The organism is Niallia taxi, from assembly GCF_004005475.1.
In the GTDB taxonomy this organism is placed as follows: domain Bacteria; phylum Bacillota; class Bacilli; order Bacillales; family Cytobacillaceae; genus Niallia; species Niallia taxi.
Map to the genome: position 1 here is coordinate 1 of NZ_RZTZ01000001.1, position 18,094 is coordinate 18,094.

The window sequence follows — 18,094 nt, forward strand, 5'->3', positions numbered from 1 at the left end:
ATGATTTATTACAATTACTATAGATATCAGTGGAACTTAAAAAAGATGACCCCTGTTCAATACAGAGATCATCTTCTTAAAACTGCCTAGGCTTTTTTTAAATGTCCTTTACAAAGGGTACACTTTAAAATGACAACTGGTTTAATTTTTGTTCTTATTCCAATTACCATCGCAACAATAAACCCAATATCAATCAGAAAGTAAATGGCAATAACGATCCACAAGTTTACGTTTTGGAATAACCTTGACAGCACGAGAACTAGAAATGCAGCAATAACCAAGGAAACCGTTAAAGCTAAAGGATTTATTCTCGAAAAATTTTTTTCATTCAAAATCACATTCTCCTCTCTCCTCATATGTAATTTTATCAAAAAAATGTATTTTTTCCCATCTATACTTTAAAATTCACTATTTTTTATTAAGGAGGTATGTGCAGATTGTCGTTAATTAACGGAAATTCTTTAAAGATTGTATTAATCAATACCGTGATTATTTGTTTAAGTCAATTTTTAATAATGCACACCAAATTATCCATTTTGCCTTTTCAACTTGGCTTCACTGCATTGATTTTTTTACCCATAAATACCTTAATAAGATTGAGTAAAATGAAGCTCGACCTTTACCAACATTGGTTAAGTATTTACATAGGATTATTTTGTTCCACTGTTATTTTTTATGTTATAGAAGCTTTATTATTAGATGGACTAAGTGATTCTCCACCTGGCGAACCATCCTTTGATTTATTTTTAATTGTTTTGATTTATGGATTTTTGCAACTGTTGATTTTCGTTTTTATAAATGGTGTTTCCTATATTATTAATGTGTTCACAAATAAATTCTGATAACAGATGCAAGCACTACTCTCAGCAGCTGTTCTATTTAATACCAATTTTATATTTTTTACCGCACTAGATACAGCTCACTTGAAAGCTTCCTCTATTAAATGGACGTTTACCGGAATTATGAGCCGGGTATAAAATAATATAACAAGTTAAAAGGAGTGTATAAAAATGGCAGAAAACAAACAAAGTGTTGCGGATAAAGTAAAAAGTGGAGTATCTAAAGTAAAAGGTGAAGTGAAAGATCAGATTGGTAACGCAAAAGGCGATAAGAGTATGCAAGCTGATGGTAAAAAAGATAAAGCCAAAGGTAAAATACAGGAAACAACAGGTAAATTGAAAGAGGATTCCGACCATAAGTATTAAAAAAATGGCTGCCGTTTGGCAGCTGTTTTTTTATTCTTGTCTTTCCTCTTTAGTGTGTCCGCTTCTGTTCGAAAGTGATTCGCCAAACACCTCTTTAAATTCATTAATAATCTATTAATCCATAAAGTTAATTAAATACCAACTTTATCTTACATAAAAATCCAAATTTATTTTTAAAGCACTATTTTTCCCCAGTTAAATATTGTATAATCTCCTATAATAAATGCGATGAAAAGAAGAGTAAGTGTGCAAAAGCATAACAGAGAACTCCAGTTGCTGAGAAAGGAGGATGTAATGGCACACTGAACCAAGTCTTAGAGCAGCATATAGGATATTTCGTTTTACTATTGATTATATGCCGGTATTCTCCCGTTAAAGAGATAGAGTATAAACAACGCTTTGGCACTGTAGTACTCGAAAAGGTTTCTGTGGTAACACAGAAATAAACTGGGGTGGCACCACGGCCTTCTAATTATAAGAAGTCTCGTCCTCAAGGATTTTTCCTTGGAGGTGAGACTTTTTTTTGTAAAACTTATATGGAGGAGTTAGTACAATGAAATGGAAAAGCCCCCTTTTACTGTTAGTTGGAATTGGAATTTCTAATATAGGTGCATGGGTTTACTTAATTGCCTTAAACTTAATCATACTAGATATGACGAAATCACCATTGGCCGTATCTATCCTTTATATGCTATTGCCTATTGCCACTTTAGTTACGAATTTTTGGTCTGGAACTTTTATTGACCGATTTAATAAACGGACTCTAATGATCCTACTTAACTTAATTAGAGCAATATTCATCTTTACATTGCCTTTTTTTGAGTCCCTTTTTCTGATTTACCTAGTAGTCTTTATAATTAATATAGCGAACACTATATTTGAACCAACTTCAATGGTTTATATGACAAAGTTAATTTCCAAAACACATAGACAAAAATTTAATGCTTTCAGAAACTTCATTAACTCATGTGGATTCATTCTTGGACCTTCTATTGCGGGTGCTCTTTTTATAATTGGCACACCGAACCTTGCAATACGAATGAATGCTTTTGCGTTAATTTTATCCGCAATAGTCATTCTGCTTCTTCCAAATGTAGAGATAAAGGACAAGGATATCCCCTTACAAAGGATCAATATAACATTAATTTCAAATGATTGGAGCAGCATATTAACTTTCAGTAAAACGAATATATATGTAACACTAGTTTATATTTTATTTAGTATGATTACAGTGTTTATGACAGCCTTGGATTCTTTAGAGGCTGCCTTTGCTACAGAAGTATTATCATTATCTAATAGTACCTATGGATTTCTTGTCAGTATTGCAGGTGGTGGGATTATTGCTGGTTCCATAGTAAATGCTTTATTTGCCAACAAATTAAAACTAAATCTCCTAATTGGATTAGGTGCTTTTTTTACGCCTATCGGCTACATTATTTTTGCCTTTTCAGCTGACTTTATTTGGGCATCAATCGGATTCTTCACGTTAACTTTTTTCTTATCATTCGCCAATATCGGATTTTTAACTTTCTATCAAAACAATGTCCCTGTAGATATTATGGGAAGGTTCTCCAGTATCTTAGGAATGCTTGAAGCCGGGTTCATAATAGTCTTAACACTGACAATCGGTTTAGCTACAGAGCTGTTTGACATTCGTCCTGTCTATATTGTTGGATCAATTGCTTTCTTCGGATTGGGGTTAATAATCCTTTTTATTGTAGCTGTTAAGTCGAAGAGCCATTATTTTGGACAAGTGTGAGAATAAAGCCGAGGTTAACTAGATTATGTTCTTTGTAATTTCCCTCGATATTCTCTAAATATATTTTTTAGCAACAGAACTAGTAGATTGCAATAACATTCCGAACCAAATATAAATACTATGAAAGTAAAAAAGCTGAAAACATGCGAAGAAAAGTCTGCATGTTTTCAGCTTTTTATAACCTTCTCATCCTCTATAAACACTATCACATGTACCTGCTGCTGGTTCATAAAAGCAATGTTGTTTAAATTGGCCGGTAAAAGGTTGATTGTACCATGTTTGAGGACAATCACCACTTGGGTTAAAGTACCATAAAGCAAATTTCGCTGGGTGATTTCTCCAAAATTTCAAATTTTGCCGCGCTAATCTCCTTTCTGAATCTCTTGCCCTTTGATAAAATACATTGCCTTTTTGCACTGCTTCAAACGAGTAATTTCCCCCTTGTACTTGAAAAATGACTTGTTCAATCGTTCTTAAATCTTTAAAGTCAATACAATTTGCTACAAGTCGGTTCACAATTACATTTCCAACATAAAGCATTCCTTGGTTTCCTTCACCCTCAGCTTCCGCTCTCATCATTCTCGCCATTAAGTCAACGTCAGCATCTCTATATGCAACTCTTGCCATTTTTCCACCTCCATAATATTGTATGTGTATGAAAAAACAGCTAGTTTATATGACCTTGTTTATAAATTTTCATTGAATACATATTAGCTACCTCTTACAGCTATGGAGAATTCTCCGTTAGGCATGAATCATTTGTTTTTACTTTATTAATAAACTCCTTTTCCCTTGTCCTGATTAGCATTGCTTTGTTACATAATTGAGTGAATACTATAAATTATTTTGAAATCAGAATACTCCATTCTTGAACGAAAAAAATATTAATTCTATAATATTTAGGTAAGCGAACTTTTTTGTATTTAGGGGGATTTAATATGAGTCAAAATAAAGTAGCTATTATTACAGGTGGCGGAAGCGGATTAGGTCAAGCGGTAGCGTTAAAATTAGCAGATTCTGGTGTCTCCATAACAGTTGTGGACATTTCCGAAAAAGCCGGAAATGATACAGTAAGCCTAATTAAAGAAAAAGGGGCAAAAGCAATCTTTGTTCAGGCAGATGTTAGCAAGGCAGAGGATGTGAAAAATTACGTAGATAAAACAGTCGAAGAATTCGGTACGATTGATATGTTCTACAATAATGCCGGAATATCTGGTCCAGGCGTAAAATTCTTGGATAATACAATTGAACAAATTCAACAAGTAGTCGGAATTAATTTATTAGGTGCATTATACGGTATTAAATATGTAACAGAAGTAATGCTCGAAAACGGTGGTGGTTCCATTGTTAATACATCGTCTACTGCAGGAGTTGTAGGACAAGCTACTGTGGGTACTTATTCTGCAACAAAGCACGGCATTGTCGGCATAACGAAAACAATTGCTGCCGAATATGCAGAGCAAGGGATACGTTGTAACGCCATCGCACCTGGAACAATCGAAACGCCGATGGTGAAAGAATATCGCCAAAAGAATCCTGAAAATGTAAAAGCGGTTGTAGAAGCCATTCCGCAAAAACGCCTTGGCGAACCTGAAGAAGTGGCAGAACTCGTTACGTTCTTATTAGGTGATAAAGCGAATTATATTAACGGTACAGTAGTATCTATTGACGGCGGCTTTACTTCTATCTAAATCTGAATGGACAAAGAAGCAAGGAACTTGTTTTTGCTTCTTTGTCAGCTTCAAAGATCCTTTTATTGAAAAACGTTTATATTTTCTAATTGTATATCTAAATCCCAACGCTCTGGCTTTTCTTCTTCTCTAAACCATTCCGCGCCATTTTGTATCCACTCATTTCGATAGGCTTCATATGTATAGCCCAATTCAGTATCATCATAGCCAGGTTGAAATCCACAACAGCGAAATAAGGCTAACATTAGGGATGCCGTTTTTATACAATGGTCCTTGCAATCTGTCAAAACCACAAACAGAACAAACATAAAATGTTTTCCTTCTAAAGAACATCACTAAGCACCTACTAAAAACTTAATTTATTTTCTTTTATAACCGATTTATCTAAATCCACAAAACCACCTTGATTGTAACATATAAATAGTTCTCGTCATTATTACATATGCCCTGTTTGTATGAACTGGATTAAACATAAATATAAAGGCTCTCCTTACATGAAAGGAAAGCCCATTAATAACCGTACAATACGTCTCGAACAACGATATGCTGAGCCCGTTTTATCTTTTGAAGTAGTGTCCTTGTTCCAAATCTGATAGTAAATTAGGTTGCACCGGCTGCCAGTCCAATAATTCCTGTGTTTGTGTGCTTGATCTAGGAATGTCTAAAGCAGCAAGGCTACCAAGAAAGCCGAAGTGTTCGGCTGTCTCCTCTTGTGAAATGCTAATGATAGGCAGATTAAGTTGTTTACCGATTACTGTGGCGATATCACGAAACGGCACCCCTTCATCTGCTACTCCGTCTAATAAGGTGCCGGCTGGTGCTTTTTCCAATGCGAGACGGTAAAGATGTGCAGCATCAAGTCGATGAATAGCAGTCCAACGATTGGAACCGTCGCCGACATAGGCAGAAACACCCTTATTTCGAGCAATGTTAATCAGATTTGGCACGAAGCCCTTGTCCCCATTGCCGTGCACGGATGGAGCAAGCGAAACAACCGATGCCCGCACCCCATGCTTCGCCAACGCCATAACCGCGTTATCCGAAGCAGTTCCATTAGCGTGAGCTGTGGTCAAGAACGGCTTGCCAGAGCCTTTAAGCGCCTCCCCTATCGTCTCAATTACTGCTATATCAGTTGTAAGCGAAGCTGCGAAATCCGAAAAGTCATGATTAAACGCTAAATGGATTACACCATCTGCAGCAGCAACACCATTGCGAATACTGTCAAGGTCACGAAGATCACCTCGATGTACATCAGCGCCAGCTTCCGTTAGTAGCGCCGCCCCTTTGTTTGAACGGGTTAGTCCAGTGACTTTATGACCAGCATTTATAAGCTCGTGCACGACTGCAGAACCGATGTAGCCTGTTGCTCCTGTTACAAAAATACGCATGATGATATCCTCCTAAAGTTGTGATATTGCTTGAATAATTGTAGTATAAACTTTAGAGTACACTATAAGGCAAGCCGAATTTAGGAGCGATATACATGAAAATTCAAGAATTAGCTAAAACGACTGGTTTGACAGCCTATACCATTCGTTTTTATGAAAAGGAAGGGTTGTTCGACATTCGACATGTCCGTCGAGATGATAATAACTATCGCAACTATACAGACGAGGCTATTGAACGTCTTAAACTCATAAAGAAGTTTCAAGGCGTGGGTTGTTCTATTTCTGAACTAAAGGAAATCTTACTGGATGTAGATACAAATACTCGTACTAATGAACAAGTGATAGAATGGATATGCCAAAAGATACAAGAGATTGAATGTAAGAGAGTAGAGTATAAACAAATGCTTGATACACTTAATATCATGCTGGAATACAGGTTAGCATTGAAAAATGACCCAAAAAAGGCCCAAGCTTTGTTAAAGGGACACCATTTTGATTGAATAACACTAAGTAATATTGCATTGGAGTTTAAAAAGATGGCTCCCTAGTAGAGGAGCCACTGCTTCCGCTTATTTACCCTTCTATTTTTACTTTGCTGCCTGCATTTTTATAGTCCTCTCACCCAAACACGTAAAATTTTTCAAGGAAAAGTGTAATGTATTAACAAAGTCATAAAAAAGGTGATCCTCGACTTATGGATCACCTTGGTTAAATTAAATTATTTTTACTGGACAAGCTTTTTTAGGAGCATTTTCTCCCTGATAGCATAAGATTACAAATTACCAAACAGAATATGCATTAGCTTTTTTTCCTAACTAATTCATAACCAGTTAATTCAATTGCATAACGAACTCCTTGTTGTAATGTTGCGAACGTTTGAACATCCGATCCGCTGTATTCTGAGTTCAGAATTTGCATGGCTAGATTGGAGGAAATTCCAACTATAAAACATTCAGCTCCTAGTAAACGACATGCTTGGATTAATTTCTGTATACCATAAATTAAAAACTCATCAATATTGTGAATACCCGTTACATCAATTAAAAGGTATTTTGCCTTTTGTCGAGAAATCTCGATTAATGCATCTTCAAGTAAATCAGAAGCTCTTTGCTCAGAGTACTTGCCAATTAAAGGAACAACAAGAATTCCTTCTAGTATCGGAATAATAGGTGATGACAATTCTTTCACTAAGTTAGATAGTTCTTCCGTATGTTCGTTTACTTTTTCCTCCAACGCTTGGATACTTTGTGTTTCTTTTTGACGTGCAAAATCATGAATGTTTTTTTGAGGAGTGATACTCGAAGGGAAAATTTCAATTATTTCCTTATAATCCGCTTCCGTTGCTTCACTATTTTTGACTTCATACCACATATCACATCCTAAAAATCCTCCGAAAATCCCTGCCCAAAAACTAGGTATGAAAGTGGATACATGATTTCCATTGGAATCCTTGAAAATTCTTTTTTCCCAGCTGTTTGTTATTTGAATAATAAGTTTATTTTCCTCTTTAGAAAAATGTATTATCTTAAAATTTCCCCAACCTGCTGTTTTATAAATCTCAGAATAATCATTGATAATGTCCTCTAAATTGCTTCTGTCTTTATAATAAGATCATACCAAATGACCCATTCGATATCCAGTTGCTTCATAAACAGTTTTCGAAGCATCTTTTCCAGAAACTTCATCGATCGTTCTTAAGAACAATTCAATTGCAGAATCCCACATTAAGAGTGTAGACTCGCCTTGTAAATTTAATAATCCTTTTTTATAATCCCACGTTAAATCCTTACTTTTTACGATTGCTTTATATGTATTCTCTTCCATTTTATCATCCATAAGTCACCTCATTGATTCAAATTTTCCCCAAAGTAAATTTAAAATAATTCTAGGATTAAATACCCAATTAGAAAAAAAATAAACCTAATCCGAGCCTTCTTTAATTTTCATTTTTCCATTAATGAAAAATTCGGACATTTTCAAAAATGTAATAGGTTCACATACAGGAATAAGAACTTCACGCTTCGAATTAAAATTAATAGTAAAAAAGACTAAATGAATTATCTATAGTCTTCATCTCCTCGTTCATTGATCCTCAAACCCAACGCCCCACCCATCGATTTCTCCATCTAACGGAGTAACCAAATCTCTTAAGTTGTTTTGTATCTCAACAATACCTTCATAGGTAAGCATCATGTCAATGAAGCAGTATACTGTCCACAGTTCTTCTTCTTCATCATGATCCAATTCACATTTGTAGCCTTCCTTCTTTAACACTTCAAGAACCTGTTTGCCAGAACTCTCATTTGGAACATCAATAACAAATTCGACTGTCTGTTCCACACTAAAATCACAGCCATATTTATCTAGCTCATGTAGTACATCTCCATCTTCGTCTCTTGGAAACTTTCGTTTTTTAAAGAACATCATAAACTTCCCTCTTTTCTAGTAATTTTAATCGATTATGTTTATAGGTATCATATCATTATTTACTAATGAGGATTAGTCCTTCGTATTAAATATTCAAATCTTGATGTGCTGCCATCTGTATAAATGAACGTTCAATCAGATTTCCCTTTTTGAAATAAAGTATATGTGCTATTTTTAGAGTTAAAATTCATATGTTTTGAGAGATTAATTGCATTAAATGCATCGTTTCATATGAATTATTGTTTTCTAACTCGCTAATAGTTTAAATTGTATCTCACTGTACAAACATATTCTAAAAGTTTATATATTACAGGAATGGCCTCAGTTTAAGAAAAAACAGCTACCTAATAGTAGCTGTTTAGAAAATTCATATTGTTTATAATTTTACTTTTGCCAAAATAATAAATATAAATTTTTGATGCAATGATTCCTAATATATGAAAATTAATTCCATCATTAATAAAGAAAGAATGAGCTTAATAATTTAATTTACTTATGTACTCTATATTTTTTTCTATATCTACTTGTTTCTAAAGATGATATTCTTGCATTTATAATCCTTACGCATAATAATTTCGATTTTCAAAAAAGTGACTTTAAGGCTTTTCTGTGACTGATGTAATCAATTGAATATTTAATACTGATGTATAAAAGGAAAAGTCCAGATACCCCAAAATAAGCATATTCAAAGATTATCCATAAAAAAATAAAAATTATAAAACCAATAAGAGCCAAACCAGTATATAAAAGAAGTGAAGTCATTTTCCGTTTTTCTCTCTCTTTATACGATTCCTGGTCAGAAAAAATATCGACTTGTGCATTTGTAGAGGTTCTATAAAAAATATGCTTGGAGTACCACTTAGTTTTTGAAAGTATAGTCCAACCAGAATCTTGAAAAATCTCTTTATACTCATCAAATTCTTCCTTTTTATTAAAATTTTGAAAGTCAATTTTATAAATTATACTTTGAAGATTTTCACTTTGTGAGTGTTCGAAAGTATATTGACAGTCATCAACATCCTCAGAATCATAACTTTTAAGTATCCAACCTTCACTTAACATACTCTGTAACCATTCTTCTTCTTTTGAAAAATCCGAAAAACGTTTTGTTACCTTTTTAATAGCACTATTTTTCACCTTTTCCATCCCTTCCTTGAATGATTATCTTTGAGTAATTAATCATTCTAATATATCTCTCATACTCGGAATGAAGTACACCTTTTCCTTGAACCGTAATACAATATGTTTTCTTCTTACGTTTTTCCTTTTCGAAAGCTACTGTTTCTATTAACTCTTGTTTTTCTAAATTTTTTAATACTCCGTAAAGGGTCCCAGGTGCAATAATATACGTTCCTTCACTGGTATTTTCAATTTCTTTAATAATACCGTAACCATGAAGTGGCCCTTGGTAAAGGGCTAATAAAATTAAATATGTAGATTCTGATAATGGATTAACAGGAATCACCTTTTCTTCTATATATTGACCTTCGATATATCGACATCCATAATATACATTAATATATATCAACAGTCAACATATATCCATTATTGTAATTTTTATACAATAGTAAATATCTTTCTACTGGGGATACAAAATACACTTGAAAAAATGTAACTATGGAGCCTCCGAAGATATATTAACTACTGGTATTCAATATTTATAAAAATCCGTACACTTTCCTGCCCATTCATTACAGAAAAAAAGGAGTGGCATTCTACCACTCCTTATACTCAATACACAATCACTAATTAATCAGCTCTTTATATCAACTATTTAACTTACTTTTCGTACTTTCTTTAAATACTCCAGTAAGTTTCGTTTCACTGACAAATGTAGAGCCTAAAAGAAGCACACCTCCTATTAGTTGAATAATAGTCAGTTGTTCCTGAAGAATAATGGCTGAAATGATGATTGCCACAAATGGATCAACAAAGCTTAGCATGGCTATACTCTGCCCGCTTAACCTTTCCATACCAGCGAAAAACAACCAAAACCCAATCCCTGTATTTATAATTCCTAATATTAATATAAAAGGTATAGATGAACCTGTTACTTCTAAAATATTTTTAAATCCTTCCGTCAGGAAAACATATGGCATTAACATTAAAGTTGTTATGCCTAGCTGAATAATAGTCAGTTCTAACTTCCCCATATCTTTGATAAACTTATTAAAAAGCAATAAAGCAGCATAAAATACTGCAGCAATTACTCCGAAGTAAAGTCCAAGTAAATCATCTGTATCGAAAGCACTTACGCCTTCTCCAATAATCAAAAACATGCCTATAATTGCTACTGCAATACATATAATCTGCTTACCTGATAGCTTTTCATGAAGTATAAATGGTGAAAGTATCATAACAAACACTGGTGCAAAATAATAACCTAAAGTTGCATTTGCAATGGTCGTATGATCAAACGATTGATACAGAAAAATCCAATTACCTCCCAATGCAAATCCTGAAATAAATAAACATAAAGCATTCGCTTTAATTAAACTCCATGATAGCTTTTTCTTCGTTATTACGAGAATTATAAGTAAGAATAAGCATCCTAAAAAACTACTCAATAATGCCCTTTCACTTGATGATAGGTCAATGTATCGAACGACTAAACCAATTGTTCCAAATATCATCATTGATAATATATATAGTACTTTTGATTTCATAACTGACTCCTACTAATATGCTTAATACCATGAGTGTGCATATTCTTATTTTGTATTAGATAAGTGAAAATAAAGCATTAATCCTATTACTCACATAAAACATCCGTATTTACCTATCCCTTTCGCTCTTGATTTTTTTATAAAAAAATCATAGCATACGTATATATATTACAAAATTGAATGTTTCTCATGCTTAACATAACAAAATGGAATGCCATGGAGGAAAAATATTATGAACATCCAAAAATATTGGGCATTTGTCAAAGCAGCTGAAACTCAAAGCTTCACAAAAGCTGCTGATGCACTAAATTATACACAGTCTGGCATTAGCCGGATGATTAGTGATTTAGAGTCAGAATGGGGAGTCTCTCTATTTGAAAGAGGACGAACTGGTATTAGTTTAACGTCTGATGGCTTAAAGTTATTTCCTCATATTAAACGAATCTGTAAGGAACAAGAAAATATAATGATGCAGATAGAGGACTTACATAATATTCAAACTGGGATCATTCGGATTGGGACGTTTTCTAGTGTAGCAACTCATTGGCTTCCTGTTATGATTAAATCTTTTAAGAAAGATTATCCCAATATTGATTTTGAATTACTATTAGGGGACTATACAGAAATAGAAAGCTGGATTGTAGAAGGACGAGTAGACTTTGGATTTTTGAGGTTACCTACAAATGCGGAGATTGAAACTATTTATTTGGAGCAGGATCGCTTGCTGGTGGTCATTCCTGAAGATCATCCACTTGCTAATTGCAAAAAGTTTCCAATTAACGAATTAGCAAACAATCCATTTATGCTATTGGAAAAGGGAGCAAAAGCAGAGATTTCTGAACTATTCGAGATGCACCAAATTTCACCACAAGTGCAATTCACAACATGGGATGATTATGCCATTATGTCTATGGTAGAAAACGGGCTTGGCATCAGTATGTTACCTGAATTGATATTACAACGTATTCCTTATCGAATTATAGCAAAAGAGCTTGAAGTACCTGCTTTTCGTACTATTGGCATTGGAATGAGAGACCAAAAATCACTTTCACTTGCTTCAAAACGATTTTTGGAGTATTTATCTTGTAGGAAAAGAGTTTGAAACGTTAAACAAAGAGATTCCCTGACAGCAGTTTTTTTCGAATGTTGAATAGCTTTTTGTGGAAAAAAGAGAAGTAATCAAGGAACATAAATTAATTACTTCTCTTTTACAATTTTACCAATCTAATTGCTCGAGGAATGTTAGGATATCACTATGTATTACGTCTTTATCTGGTCCTAATGTCATTAAATGCTTCGAATCAGCATAGCCTTTTATATTTTTATGTGTAGAGGATACTTTGGAATATATATAATTAGCACTATCTTTATATAATGGGTCATCCAGCAATCCATATAATATAGATATTGGTTGATTCAGTTGAGCTAAATTCTCCATTATTAAATCAATACCCTCTTTGAATTCTACTAAGTTTTTAGTTGAGATTGCTTCTAACTTAGCTAACTCCTCCGAAATTTGTAGCTTCTCTTTCCCCAGCAGCTGTTTTACATACTTTGCATAATTTAATACTCGTTTTTTTAAAGAACTAATTTCAGTCTTATATGGAACAGACATTGTAACTATACCTGTAACAGGCTTTTCTTGGCCGATTTTTAAGGCCAAGAGCCCCCCTAAAGACACCCCAATAACAGCAATATCCTGATAGCCTTCATTTAGTAAAAAGTTATAGCCCTCTTCAGCACTTTCCCACCAATCTTTTGGGGCAGTTGTCATTAAATATTCTGCTGAATAACCATGACCTTTATACAAGGGAGCATAACAGGTATAATTTTCTCTATTTAAATAGCCCCCAAGCTTTTTCATATCAACCGTATTACTAGTGAAGGAATGTAATAATAATACTGCTTTTGGACCACCTTTATAGAAGAAAGCTTTTGGTTCACTAATCTTCACCATTATTGATTACCACCTTTAATATAATAATCCTTCATTATCTATAATATATACATACACAAAAAAGCCAATTGCTGCAAACACTAAGCATATTCCAATATTTTGATGAATAATTAAAATTCAAAAAAAGAATGCTAATAAAAAAAGTGAGGATAAACAAAATATGTCATATAAAAATCAAAGATTCTTTAATATTTGCATGGTTGTGCTGTCTTGGATATCAGTAGCTTTTATTGGCGCTAATAATATAAGACGATTTTTCCCAGCGACAATCATCATTGGTATGTTAGAAATTTTAAACGGACTATTAGGAAAAAAAAGAAAATGGTGGGTTTTTTACAAAAAACCCAACTCTTACTTATCTGGTGAACTTTCCTATAATATCGGCCCGTTCATCTTAATTTCCTTTTTAACACTAAAGTTTGGTTATGGAAATTTTAAAAAATTCATGTTCCTTAGTGCACTGATACATGCTTTTTTTGCGTTCCCATTTGCATACCTCGCTAAAAGGATAAAACTATTCTCTTTAGTCCGTATTAACCATTTGCAATTTTTCTTTTATTACTTACTGAAGGCACCAATATTATATTTCATTCAGTTTCTTTTTGATAAGAAAGAAAAAGCGCTGTAATAGTTTCTATCGATATGAGAATTATTAAAGGGTAAATATAAAATACCTCCTCTATACCCAGAGGAGGTATTTTGGTGAGATTAAGTAATGCACAGCATATTACATACTCTTCTTCAATTTAATGTTTAAAGCCTAGAACTCTTGTCACGAATTATCCTATTAGCCCATATTTTTCAAAGCTATTGTAAATACCGTTTTCATCTACCGTTTCTGTAACATCATCTGCCACACATTTTACTTTTTCATGTGCATTTCCCATTGCTATCCCGTGCTGAACAAATTGTAGCATCTCTATATCGTTAAAGCTGTCGCCATATGCAAAGGCGTTTTCTTTCGTGATATTTAAACGTGCTAATACCTTTTCGATAGCAGTTGCCTTGTTAATCCCAAGCAGAGATATTTCTCCACTATTGCTGCCAAATACAGAGACAGTACTTGGAATAACTGTATACCTAGCCTCAAATTCTTGCATAACTGCGTCAATTGGTGTTGCTGAATCAAGGAAGACAATTTTATTAATGTCCTCTCTTATTAATTCTTCCCCTTCCATTAAAGCTTCATAAAACGGCACTATTCCTTTTTCTATTTCCTTTAGAAACTCTGGATTATTAGTTTTCAGCTTTTCAATAAACCCAAAGACATTTTGTTTGCAACCTTCACTAGCAAACAAACCAATATTTGTTTCTAAATAAAAATCTATTCCCTTTTGATAGAAGAAATCAATAATTTGCTGGGCGTCTGATTTCTTAAATTTCTCATGAAATAATGCTTCCTGTTCCACTTCAATATAACAACCTGCGCCTCCAATTAATCCATCAAAGCCAACACTTAATATGTCATCAAATATTTCTCCTCTTGATCTTCCTGTACATAAATAGATAATATGTCCATTCTCTCTCGCTTTTCGCACAGCTAATTTAGCAGATTCTGGTATCATCCCTTTTTCATTAACTAACGTACCATCAATATCCAAAAAAATTATTTTTTGCATCCTTACACACTCCTATAATAGAAGAAACTTAGCATTGAAAAATTAATTTATTTCCAAGTTTTTCATCATATTTATATTATATAAAAAAGAGATGCTGAAAACTGGTCTGTTATAGACCAACCTGGCAGGATATAAATGATAAATGTGGTTTTCTGCTATTAAATCGTCAAATCAAAAAAGGCCCACCCTTTAACAGGTAAGCCATCGTAGTTAGAAATTATTGGATTACAGCTCTGCTTCCTTCAAAATGTTTTCCGCTAGTATATTCTTTAGCCAACTAACAAAGTTTCTGCTTGCTCCAAAATCAATATTGATAATACTCTCAGCACTTCCCGAAGTCATACATCTCACCTTATTTTCCCCATCAAAATTTTCGAGGATAACTGTTAATGTTGCCCTTCCAGAAGTCCGGAAATAATATCTTTCAAATATAAATGTACATATTTGTTTTCCTTCGTTTCCAACTACATGATTTTCCCAATATAGTAAATCTTCCTTTATATTTGGTGAACTAAGAATAATATCTGCTGCTTCAAATGGTGATACCGCTAGCTTAAATTCAATAGGTTTTTGCATGTTAACTCCTCTTTCGGATTCTCTTTCTATTATTTACGAGCGTCCCAATAAAAGGTTTCATTTTTTACATAAGTTAAAGCCTTTTACTTATTCGAGAAGGTTCCTTATTTAAATTCCCACAGTTGCTTTGCTGAGTGTTGTTTCTACTCAACTAAACTCGCTAAATCAGGTTGTAGTTTGTTCCGCAAAACAAACAGCATGATTGCACCAACAAGAAATGCGACTGCATCTGCAATCACAAGGGACCAGACTACCCCTTCAAAGCCATACATAGAATTTGCAATAAATAATACAGGTATTAGCGTAATCCCTTGAATAATCGACATAATAAATGCGGCTGTTCCTTGTGCTGTTGCTTGGAAAATCCCAGTAAACAAAGTGGTCATTCCTGTAATAAACAAGGATAAAAACGTTACATGTAAGATATAGCTACCCATTTCAATTAATTGTGGATTATTTGTAAATAAGCCAATCAAGTGGTCTGAAATAAAGTAGACAATGATGCCAAACACGACTGCTAGCGTTACGATTGCTTTTATTGTAAAGGATATAGTCGTTTTCATACGTAATTTATTTGCTGTAAAAGCAAAGGCAATTAGCGGTACGACTCCTTCACATAGGCCCATCACGATAAACTCAGGAAATTGTAGTAATCGCGATGAAATTCCGTAAGCTGCTACAGCATGTTCTCCGTAATCAACAAGAAAATGGTTGAAAATAAGCGACATGGCACCTAAAAAGATGCTCATAATAAAGATAGGAACTCCAATTTTTAATACATTGCTCAGAATGTCCTTAGAAGCCTTGAACCATTTTAGAGAGATTGTTAAGAATTGGCTTTTCGTTCCCATATGATAAGCATAATACAAACTTGCTGCTATGTTGGAAATAACGGTAGCGGCTGCAACGCCAATCACGTCCCAATGAAACACGAAGATGACTAAAGCATCAAGAATTATATTTAAAACAACACTGAGAATCATCCCAATCATGGAGGTTAGTGCTGAACCCTCTGAGCGGACAATATTCTCTAGTGTGAAAAACAATATAACGAAAGGTGAACCAATAAGCATTACCGTCACATATTCCTTTGTAAATCCAAAGGAGTCTGACATTGCTCCTAAGCCATGAACGATTGGATCAATCAACGGGAGACCAATAAGCATCACGATAACACCAAGAACTAAGCTGCTGTAAAAGGCGAATGAAGACACATGCTTTACATCATTATACTTTTTCTCTCCTAGTAAGCGGGAGATGAATGTACCGCTGCCCATGCCAACTAAATTGCCAAGCGCCATAATAATGGCGAATAACGGCAAGGTTAATGCAAGTGCAGTTAACATCGCCGTATTATGAAGTGTCCCAAGGAAATACGCATTCAGAATGGAATAAATAACATTCATTGATGAACCTATCATCATCGGTACAGCAAAATGAGCTACAGCTTTTGCGACAGGTGCCTTTTCAAAATAATAGAGATTTTCTGTCTCCATGTTTAATCACTACTTTCTATTTGTTTTATTAATAATTTATTTAACGACAACTATCACCCTATAAATAAACGCGCTTTATTATGGCTATTACCTAACAGTGTAAGGTTGCCTCTTACAGTGTTAGATGATATCATGATTTTATAAGCGTGTAAAGCATAAACTTACACTGTTAGATAAAAGGGTGATTAAAAAGTGAAAAAACAGCAGCCGCAGATTTCAGAGGATAAAATTTTAGCAACCTCGTGGGAGCTTCTTGGCGAGGATGGAATTGAAAAATTAAGTATGAGGAAATTAGCCAACAGGCTTGGAATACAGGCCCCCTCTTTGTATTGGTATTTCAAAAGCAAACAGAATCTCTACCAGCGTCTAGCAAACACTGTATCCAAAGTGATTTTGGAGGAGTTTCACTCTGATGGAGACTGGAAGGAGCAATTGACCGAGCTCGCGATCACAACAAGGAGCGTGCTCAGCCGCTATCCATGCTCCACCCAGCTCATGATGATGACACTTCCTCATGAACCAGACATTATCCGCTTCACTAACCGCATGCTGCTTTGTGTGGAATCGACTCCGCTTGAGCAAGAGCAGAAAATGCAAGTCGTAACAACGCTTGTAAACTATGTGTTCTACTTCGTACTTGACGATTATCAGCATGAGCGCAATGTCTCGGCAATGCTTAAGGAACAGGAAGCACTTCCAGGTGATGAGTTAATACGCCTGCTCGACACGATGAGTGAACAGGATGCCGGCTTGTTTAAAAGAATGTTCACAGGCGGGCTGTTCGAAATGATGGGAACAGACGCAGCCTTTGATTTTGGATTGAAGGTAATCATTTTGGGAATTGAGCAAGTGATATTGGAACAGAATAAGTAATAGAAAAAAACCGCTCATCAGGTTAATGATGAGCGGTTTTCACTTGCTAAATATAAAAGAAAAAGGAGCTATTAATAATACTTATGGTAACTAAGCTAAGTGAACATATACTTATTGGCTTTGAACCTCCCGCCCTTTTACTCATACGATTTAGTAAAAGGGAGAAAACTAGAATAATGACTTGTGTAACAATTGATATATAGTAATACGCTTTTAAAGTTTGTCCTCCGCCAATGTATATGCCTGTTCCTGCTAAAAGAATCCCCAAAAAAACATAACCTGCAGCAATATTATTTAAAATTTTACTATTACTTTTAACTGAGTCAAAGGAAATGAATGTAATTGCCAACACCGTAATGCTGATAATGACATGAAATAATAAAACTAATACGAACAATTTGTTATCCCCTATCAAGAGCTTGAAATACTGCTTCCGA

Annotated in this window: 23 protein-coding genes and 1 other annotated feature; of the genes, 8 read left to right on the forward strand and 15 right to left on the reverse strand. The window is 34.3% G+C overall.

Going from position 1 to position 18,094, the window contains the following annotated elements; genetic code table 11:
* Positions 1 to 90, forward strand: a 90-nt coding sequence (locus EM808_RS00005; protein WP_164849538.1) for an IS3 family transposase, incomplete at its 5' end; no start/stop codon positions are given.
* Here the strand turns inward: EM808_RS00005 and EM808_RS00010 are convergent.
* Positions 87 to 332, reverse strand: a complete 246-nt coding sequence (locus EM808_RS00010) for a hypothetical protein (RefSeq protein WP_127734253.1) — start codon at positions 330 to 332, stop codon at positions 87 to 89. The two genes, EM808_RS00005 and EM808_RS00010, sit on opposite strands and share 4 nt — an antisense overlap.
* 678 nt (positions 333 to 1,010) lie before the next feature.
* Between EM808_RS00010 and EM808_RS00015 the strand changes: the two genes are divergently transcribed.
* The gene (locus EM808_RS00015; RefSeq protein ID WP_127734254.1) at positions 1,011 to 1,205 is read left to right on the forward strand and encodes a CsbD family protein; all 195 of its coding nucleotides are present in this window, start codon (positions 1,011 to 1,013) and stop codon (positions 1,203 to 1,205) included.
* A gap of 219 nt (positions 1,206 to 1,424) precedes the next feature.
* Positions 1,425 to 1,700 (forward strand) — a binding site (T-box leader).
* 58 nt (positions 1,701 to 1,758) lie between these two features.
* Positions 1,759 to 2,964 carry an MFS transporter gene (locus tag EM808_RS00020; RefSeq protein WP_127734255.1) on the forward strand — a complete coding sequence of 402 codons (1,206 nt, stop codon included), beginning with the start codon at positions 1,759 to 1,761 and terminating at the stop codon, positions 2,962 to 2,964.
* Between the two features lie 186 nt (positions 2,965 to 3,150).
* On the opposite strand, the gene EM808_RS00025 is transcribed toward EM808_RS00020, so the two are convergent.
* The gene (locus tag EM808_RS00025; RefSeq protein WP_127734256.1) at positions 3,151 to 3,591 is read right to left on the reverse strand and encodes a cell wall hydrolase; all 441 of its coding nucleotides are present in this window, start codon (positions 3,589 to 3,591) and stop codon (positions 3,151 to 3,153) included.
* 311 nt (positions 3,592 to 3,902) lie between these two features.
* Here EM808_RS00025 and EM808_RS00030 point away from each other — a divergent pair, with 311 nt between their 5' ends.
* On the forward strand, positions 3,903 to 4,655 hold the full coding sequence (locus EM808_RS00030; protein ID WP_127734257.1) for an SDR family NAD(P)-dependent oxidoreductase: 753 nt from the start codon (positions 3,903 to 3,905) through the stop codon (positions 4,653 to 4,655).
* Between the two features lie 62 nt (positions 4,656 to 4,717).
* Here the strand turns inward: EM808_RS00030 and EM808_RS00035 are convergent, their stop codons facing one another.
* Both EM808_RS00035 and EM808_RS00040 read right to left on the reverse strand, forming a co-directional pair.
* Positions 4,718 to 4,963 (reverse strand): hypothetical protein, encoded by a 246-nt coding sequence (locus tag EM808_RS00035; RefSeq protein ID WP_235856528.1) that lies wholly within the window; start codon positions 4,961 to 4,963, stop codon positions 4,718 to 4,720.
* A 249-nt stretch (positions 4,964 to 5,212) separates the two neighbouring features.
* Positions 5,213 to 6,043, reverse strand: coding sequence for an SDR family oxidoreductase (locus EM808_RS00040; protein WP_127734258.1), 831 nt, complete (start codon positions 6,041 to 6,043; stop codon positions 5,213 to 5,215).
* A 95-nt stretch (positions 6,044 to 6,138) separates the two neighbouring features.
* On the opposite strand from EM808_RS00040, the gene EM808_RS00045 reads away from it, so the two are divergent.
* Positions 6,139 to 6,543 (forward strand): MerR family transcriptional regulator, encoded by a 405-nt coding sequence (locus EM808_RS00045; RefSeq protein WP_127734259.1) that lies wholly within the window; start codon positions 6,139 to 6,141, stop codon positions 6,541 to 6,543.
* Between the two features lie 298 nt (positions 6,544 to 6,841).
* Here the strand turns inward: EM808_RS00045 and EM808_RS00050 are convergent, their stop codons facing one another.
* The 6 genes from EM808_RS00050 to EM808_RS00075 form a co-directional block, all read right to left on the reverse strand.
* On the reverse strand, positions 6,842 to 7,414 hold the full coding sequence (locus tag EM808_RS00050) for an STAS domain-containing protein (RefSeq protein ID WP_127734260.1): 573 nt from the start codon (positions 7,412 to 7,414) through the stop codon (positions 6,842 to 6,844).
* Between the two features lie 240 nt (positions 7,415 to 7,654).
* Positions 7,655 to 7,867: a hypothetical protein gene (locus EM808_RS00055; RefSeq protein ID WP_127734261.1), complete on the reverse strand. Its 213-nt coding sequence runs from the start codon at positions 7,865 to 7,867 to the stop codon at positions 7,655 to 7,657.
* A 258-nt stretch (positions 7,868 to 8,125) separates the two neighbouring features.
* Positions 8,126 to 8,470, reverse strand: coding sequence for a ribonuclease E inhibitor RraB (locus tag EM808_RS00060; RefSeq protein WP_225314784.1), 345 nt, complete (start codon positions 8,468 to 8,470; stop codon positions 8,126 to 8,128).
* 582 nt (positions 8,471 to 9,052) lie between these two features.
* Complete coding sequence (locus EM808_RS00065) at positions 9,053 to 9,607, reverse strand: DUF2812 domain-containing protein (protein ID WP_164849539.1); 555 nt, start codon at positions 9,605 to 9,607, stop codon at positions 9,053 to 9,055.
* Positions 9,597 to 9,935, reverse strand: coding sequence for a PadR family transcriptional regulator (locus EM808_RS00070; protein WP_164849540.1), 339 nt, complete (start codon positions 9,933 to 9,935; stop codon positions 9,597 to 9,599). Before EM808_RS00070 ends, EM808_RS00065 begins: the two co-directional genes overlap by 11 nt.
* Positions 9,936 to 10,236: 301 nt before the next feature.
* A complete protein-coding gene (locus EM808_RS00075) occupies positions 10,237 to 11,136 on the reverse strand; it encodes a DMT family transporter (RefSeq protein ID WP_127734264.1) in 900 nt (299 codons plus the stop codon).
* A gap of 232 nt (positions 11,137 to 11,368) precedes the next feature.
* On the opposite strand from EM808_RS00075, the gene EM808_RS00080 reads away from it, so the two are divergent.
* Positions 11,369 to 12,238 (forward strand): LysR family transcriptional regulator, encoded by an 870-nt coding sequence (locus tag EM808_RS00080; protein WP_127734265.1) that lies wholly within the window; start codon positions 11,369 to 11,371, stop codon positions 12,236 to 12,238.
* Positions 12,239 to 12,352: 114 nt separating this feature from the next.
* On the opposite strand, the gene EM808_RS00085 is transcribed toward EM808_RS00080, so the two are convergent.
* Entirely contained in the window at positions 12,353 to 13,093 is a 741-nt protein-coding gene (locus EM808_RS00085; protein ID WP_235856529.1) for an alpha/beta hydrolase, read from the reverse strand.
* A 160-nt stretch (positions 13,094 to 13,253) separates the two neighbouring features.
* Here EM808_RS00085 and EM808_RS00090 point away from each other — a divergent pair, with 160 nt between their 5' ends.
* The gene (locus EM808_RS00090) at positions 13,254 to 13,721 is read left to right on the forward strand and encodes a hypothetical protein (RefSeq protein ID WP_127734266.1); all 468 of its coding nucleotides are present in this window, start codon (positions 13,254 to 13,256) and stop codon (positions 13,719 to 13,721) included.
* A 151-nt stretch (positions 13,722 to 13,872) separates the two neighbouring features.
* Here EM808_RS00090 and EM808_RS00095 read toward each other — a convergent pair whose 3' ends face one another.
* The 3 genes from EM808_RS00095 to EM808_RS00105 all read right to left on the reverse strand — a co-directional run bounded on the left by EM808_RS00095 (position 13,873) and on the right by EM808_RS00105 (position 16,784).
* Entirely contained in the window at positions 13,873 to 14,712 is an 840-nt protein-coding gene (locus EM808_RS00095) for an HAD family hydrolase (protein ID WP_127734267.1), read from the reverse strand.
* A 225-nt stretch (positions 14,713 to 14,937) separates the two neighbouring features.
* Positions 14,938 to 15,288, reverse strand: a complete 351-nt coding sequence (locus EM808_RS00100) for a DUF6054 family protein (protein WP_127734268.1) — start codon at positions 15,286 to 15,288, stop codon at positions 14,938 to 14,940.
* Between the two features lie 143 nt (positions 15,289 to 15,431).
* Complete coding sequence (locus tag EM808_RS00105; RefSeq protein ID WP_127734269.1) at positions 15,432 to 16,784, reverse strand: MATE family efflux transporter; 1,353 nt, start codon at positions 16,782 to 16,784, stop codon at positions 15,432 to 15,434.
* A gap of 192 nt (positions 16,785 to 16,976) precedes the next feature.
* Here EM808_RS00105 and EM808_RS00110 point away from each other — a divergent pair, with 192 nt between their 5' ends.
* Entirely contained in the window at positions 16,977 to 17,657 is a 681-nt protein-coding gene (locus tag EM808_RS00110) for a TetR/AcrR family transcriptional regulator C-terminal domain-containing protein (RefSeq protein ID WP_127734270.1), read from the forward strand.
* Positions 17,658 to 17,703: 46 nt separating this feature from the next.
* Here EM808_RS00110 and EM808_RS00115 read toward each other — a convergent pair whose 3' ends face one another.
* The gene (locus tag EM808_RS00115) at positions 17,704 to 18,054 is read right to left on the reverse strand and encodes a hypothetical protein (protein WP_127734271.1); all 351 of its coding nucleotides are present in this window, start codon (positions 18,052 to 18,054) and stop codon (positions 17,704 to 17,706) included.
* Positions 18,055 to 18,094: the final 40 nt, after the last annotated feature.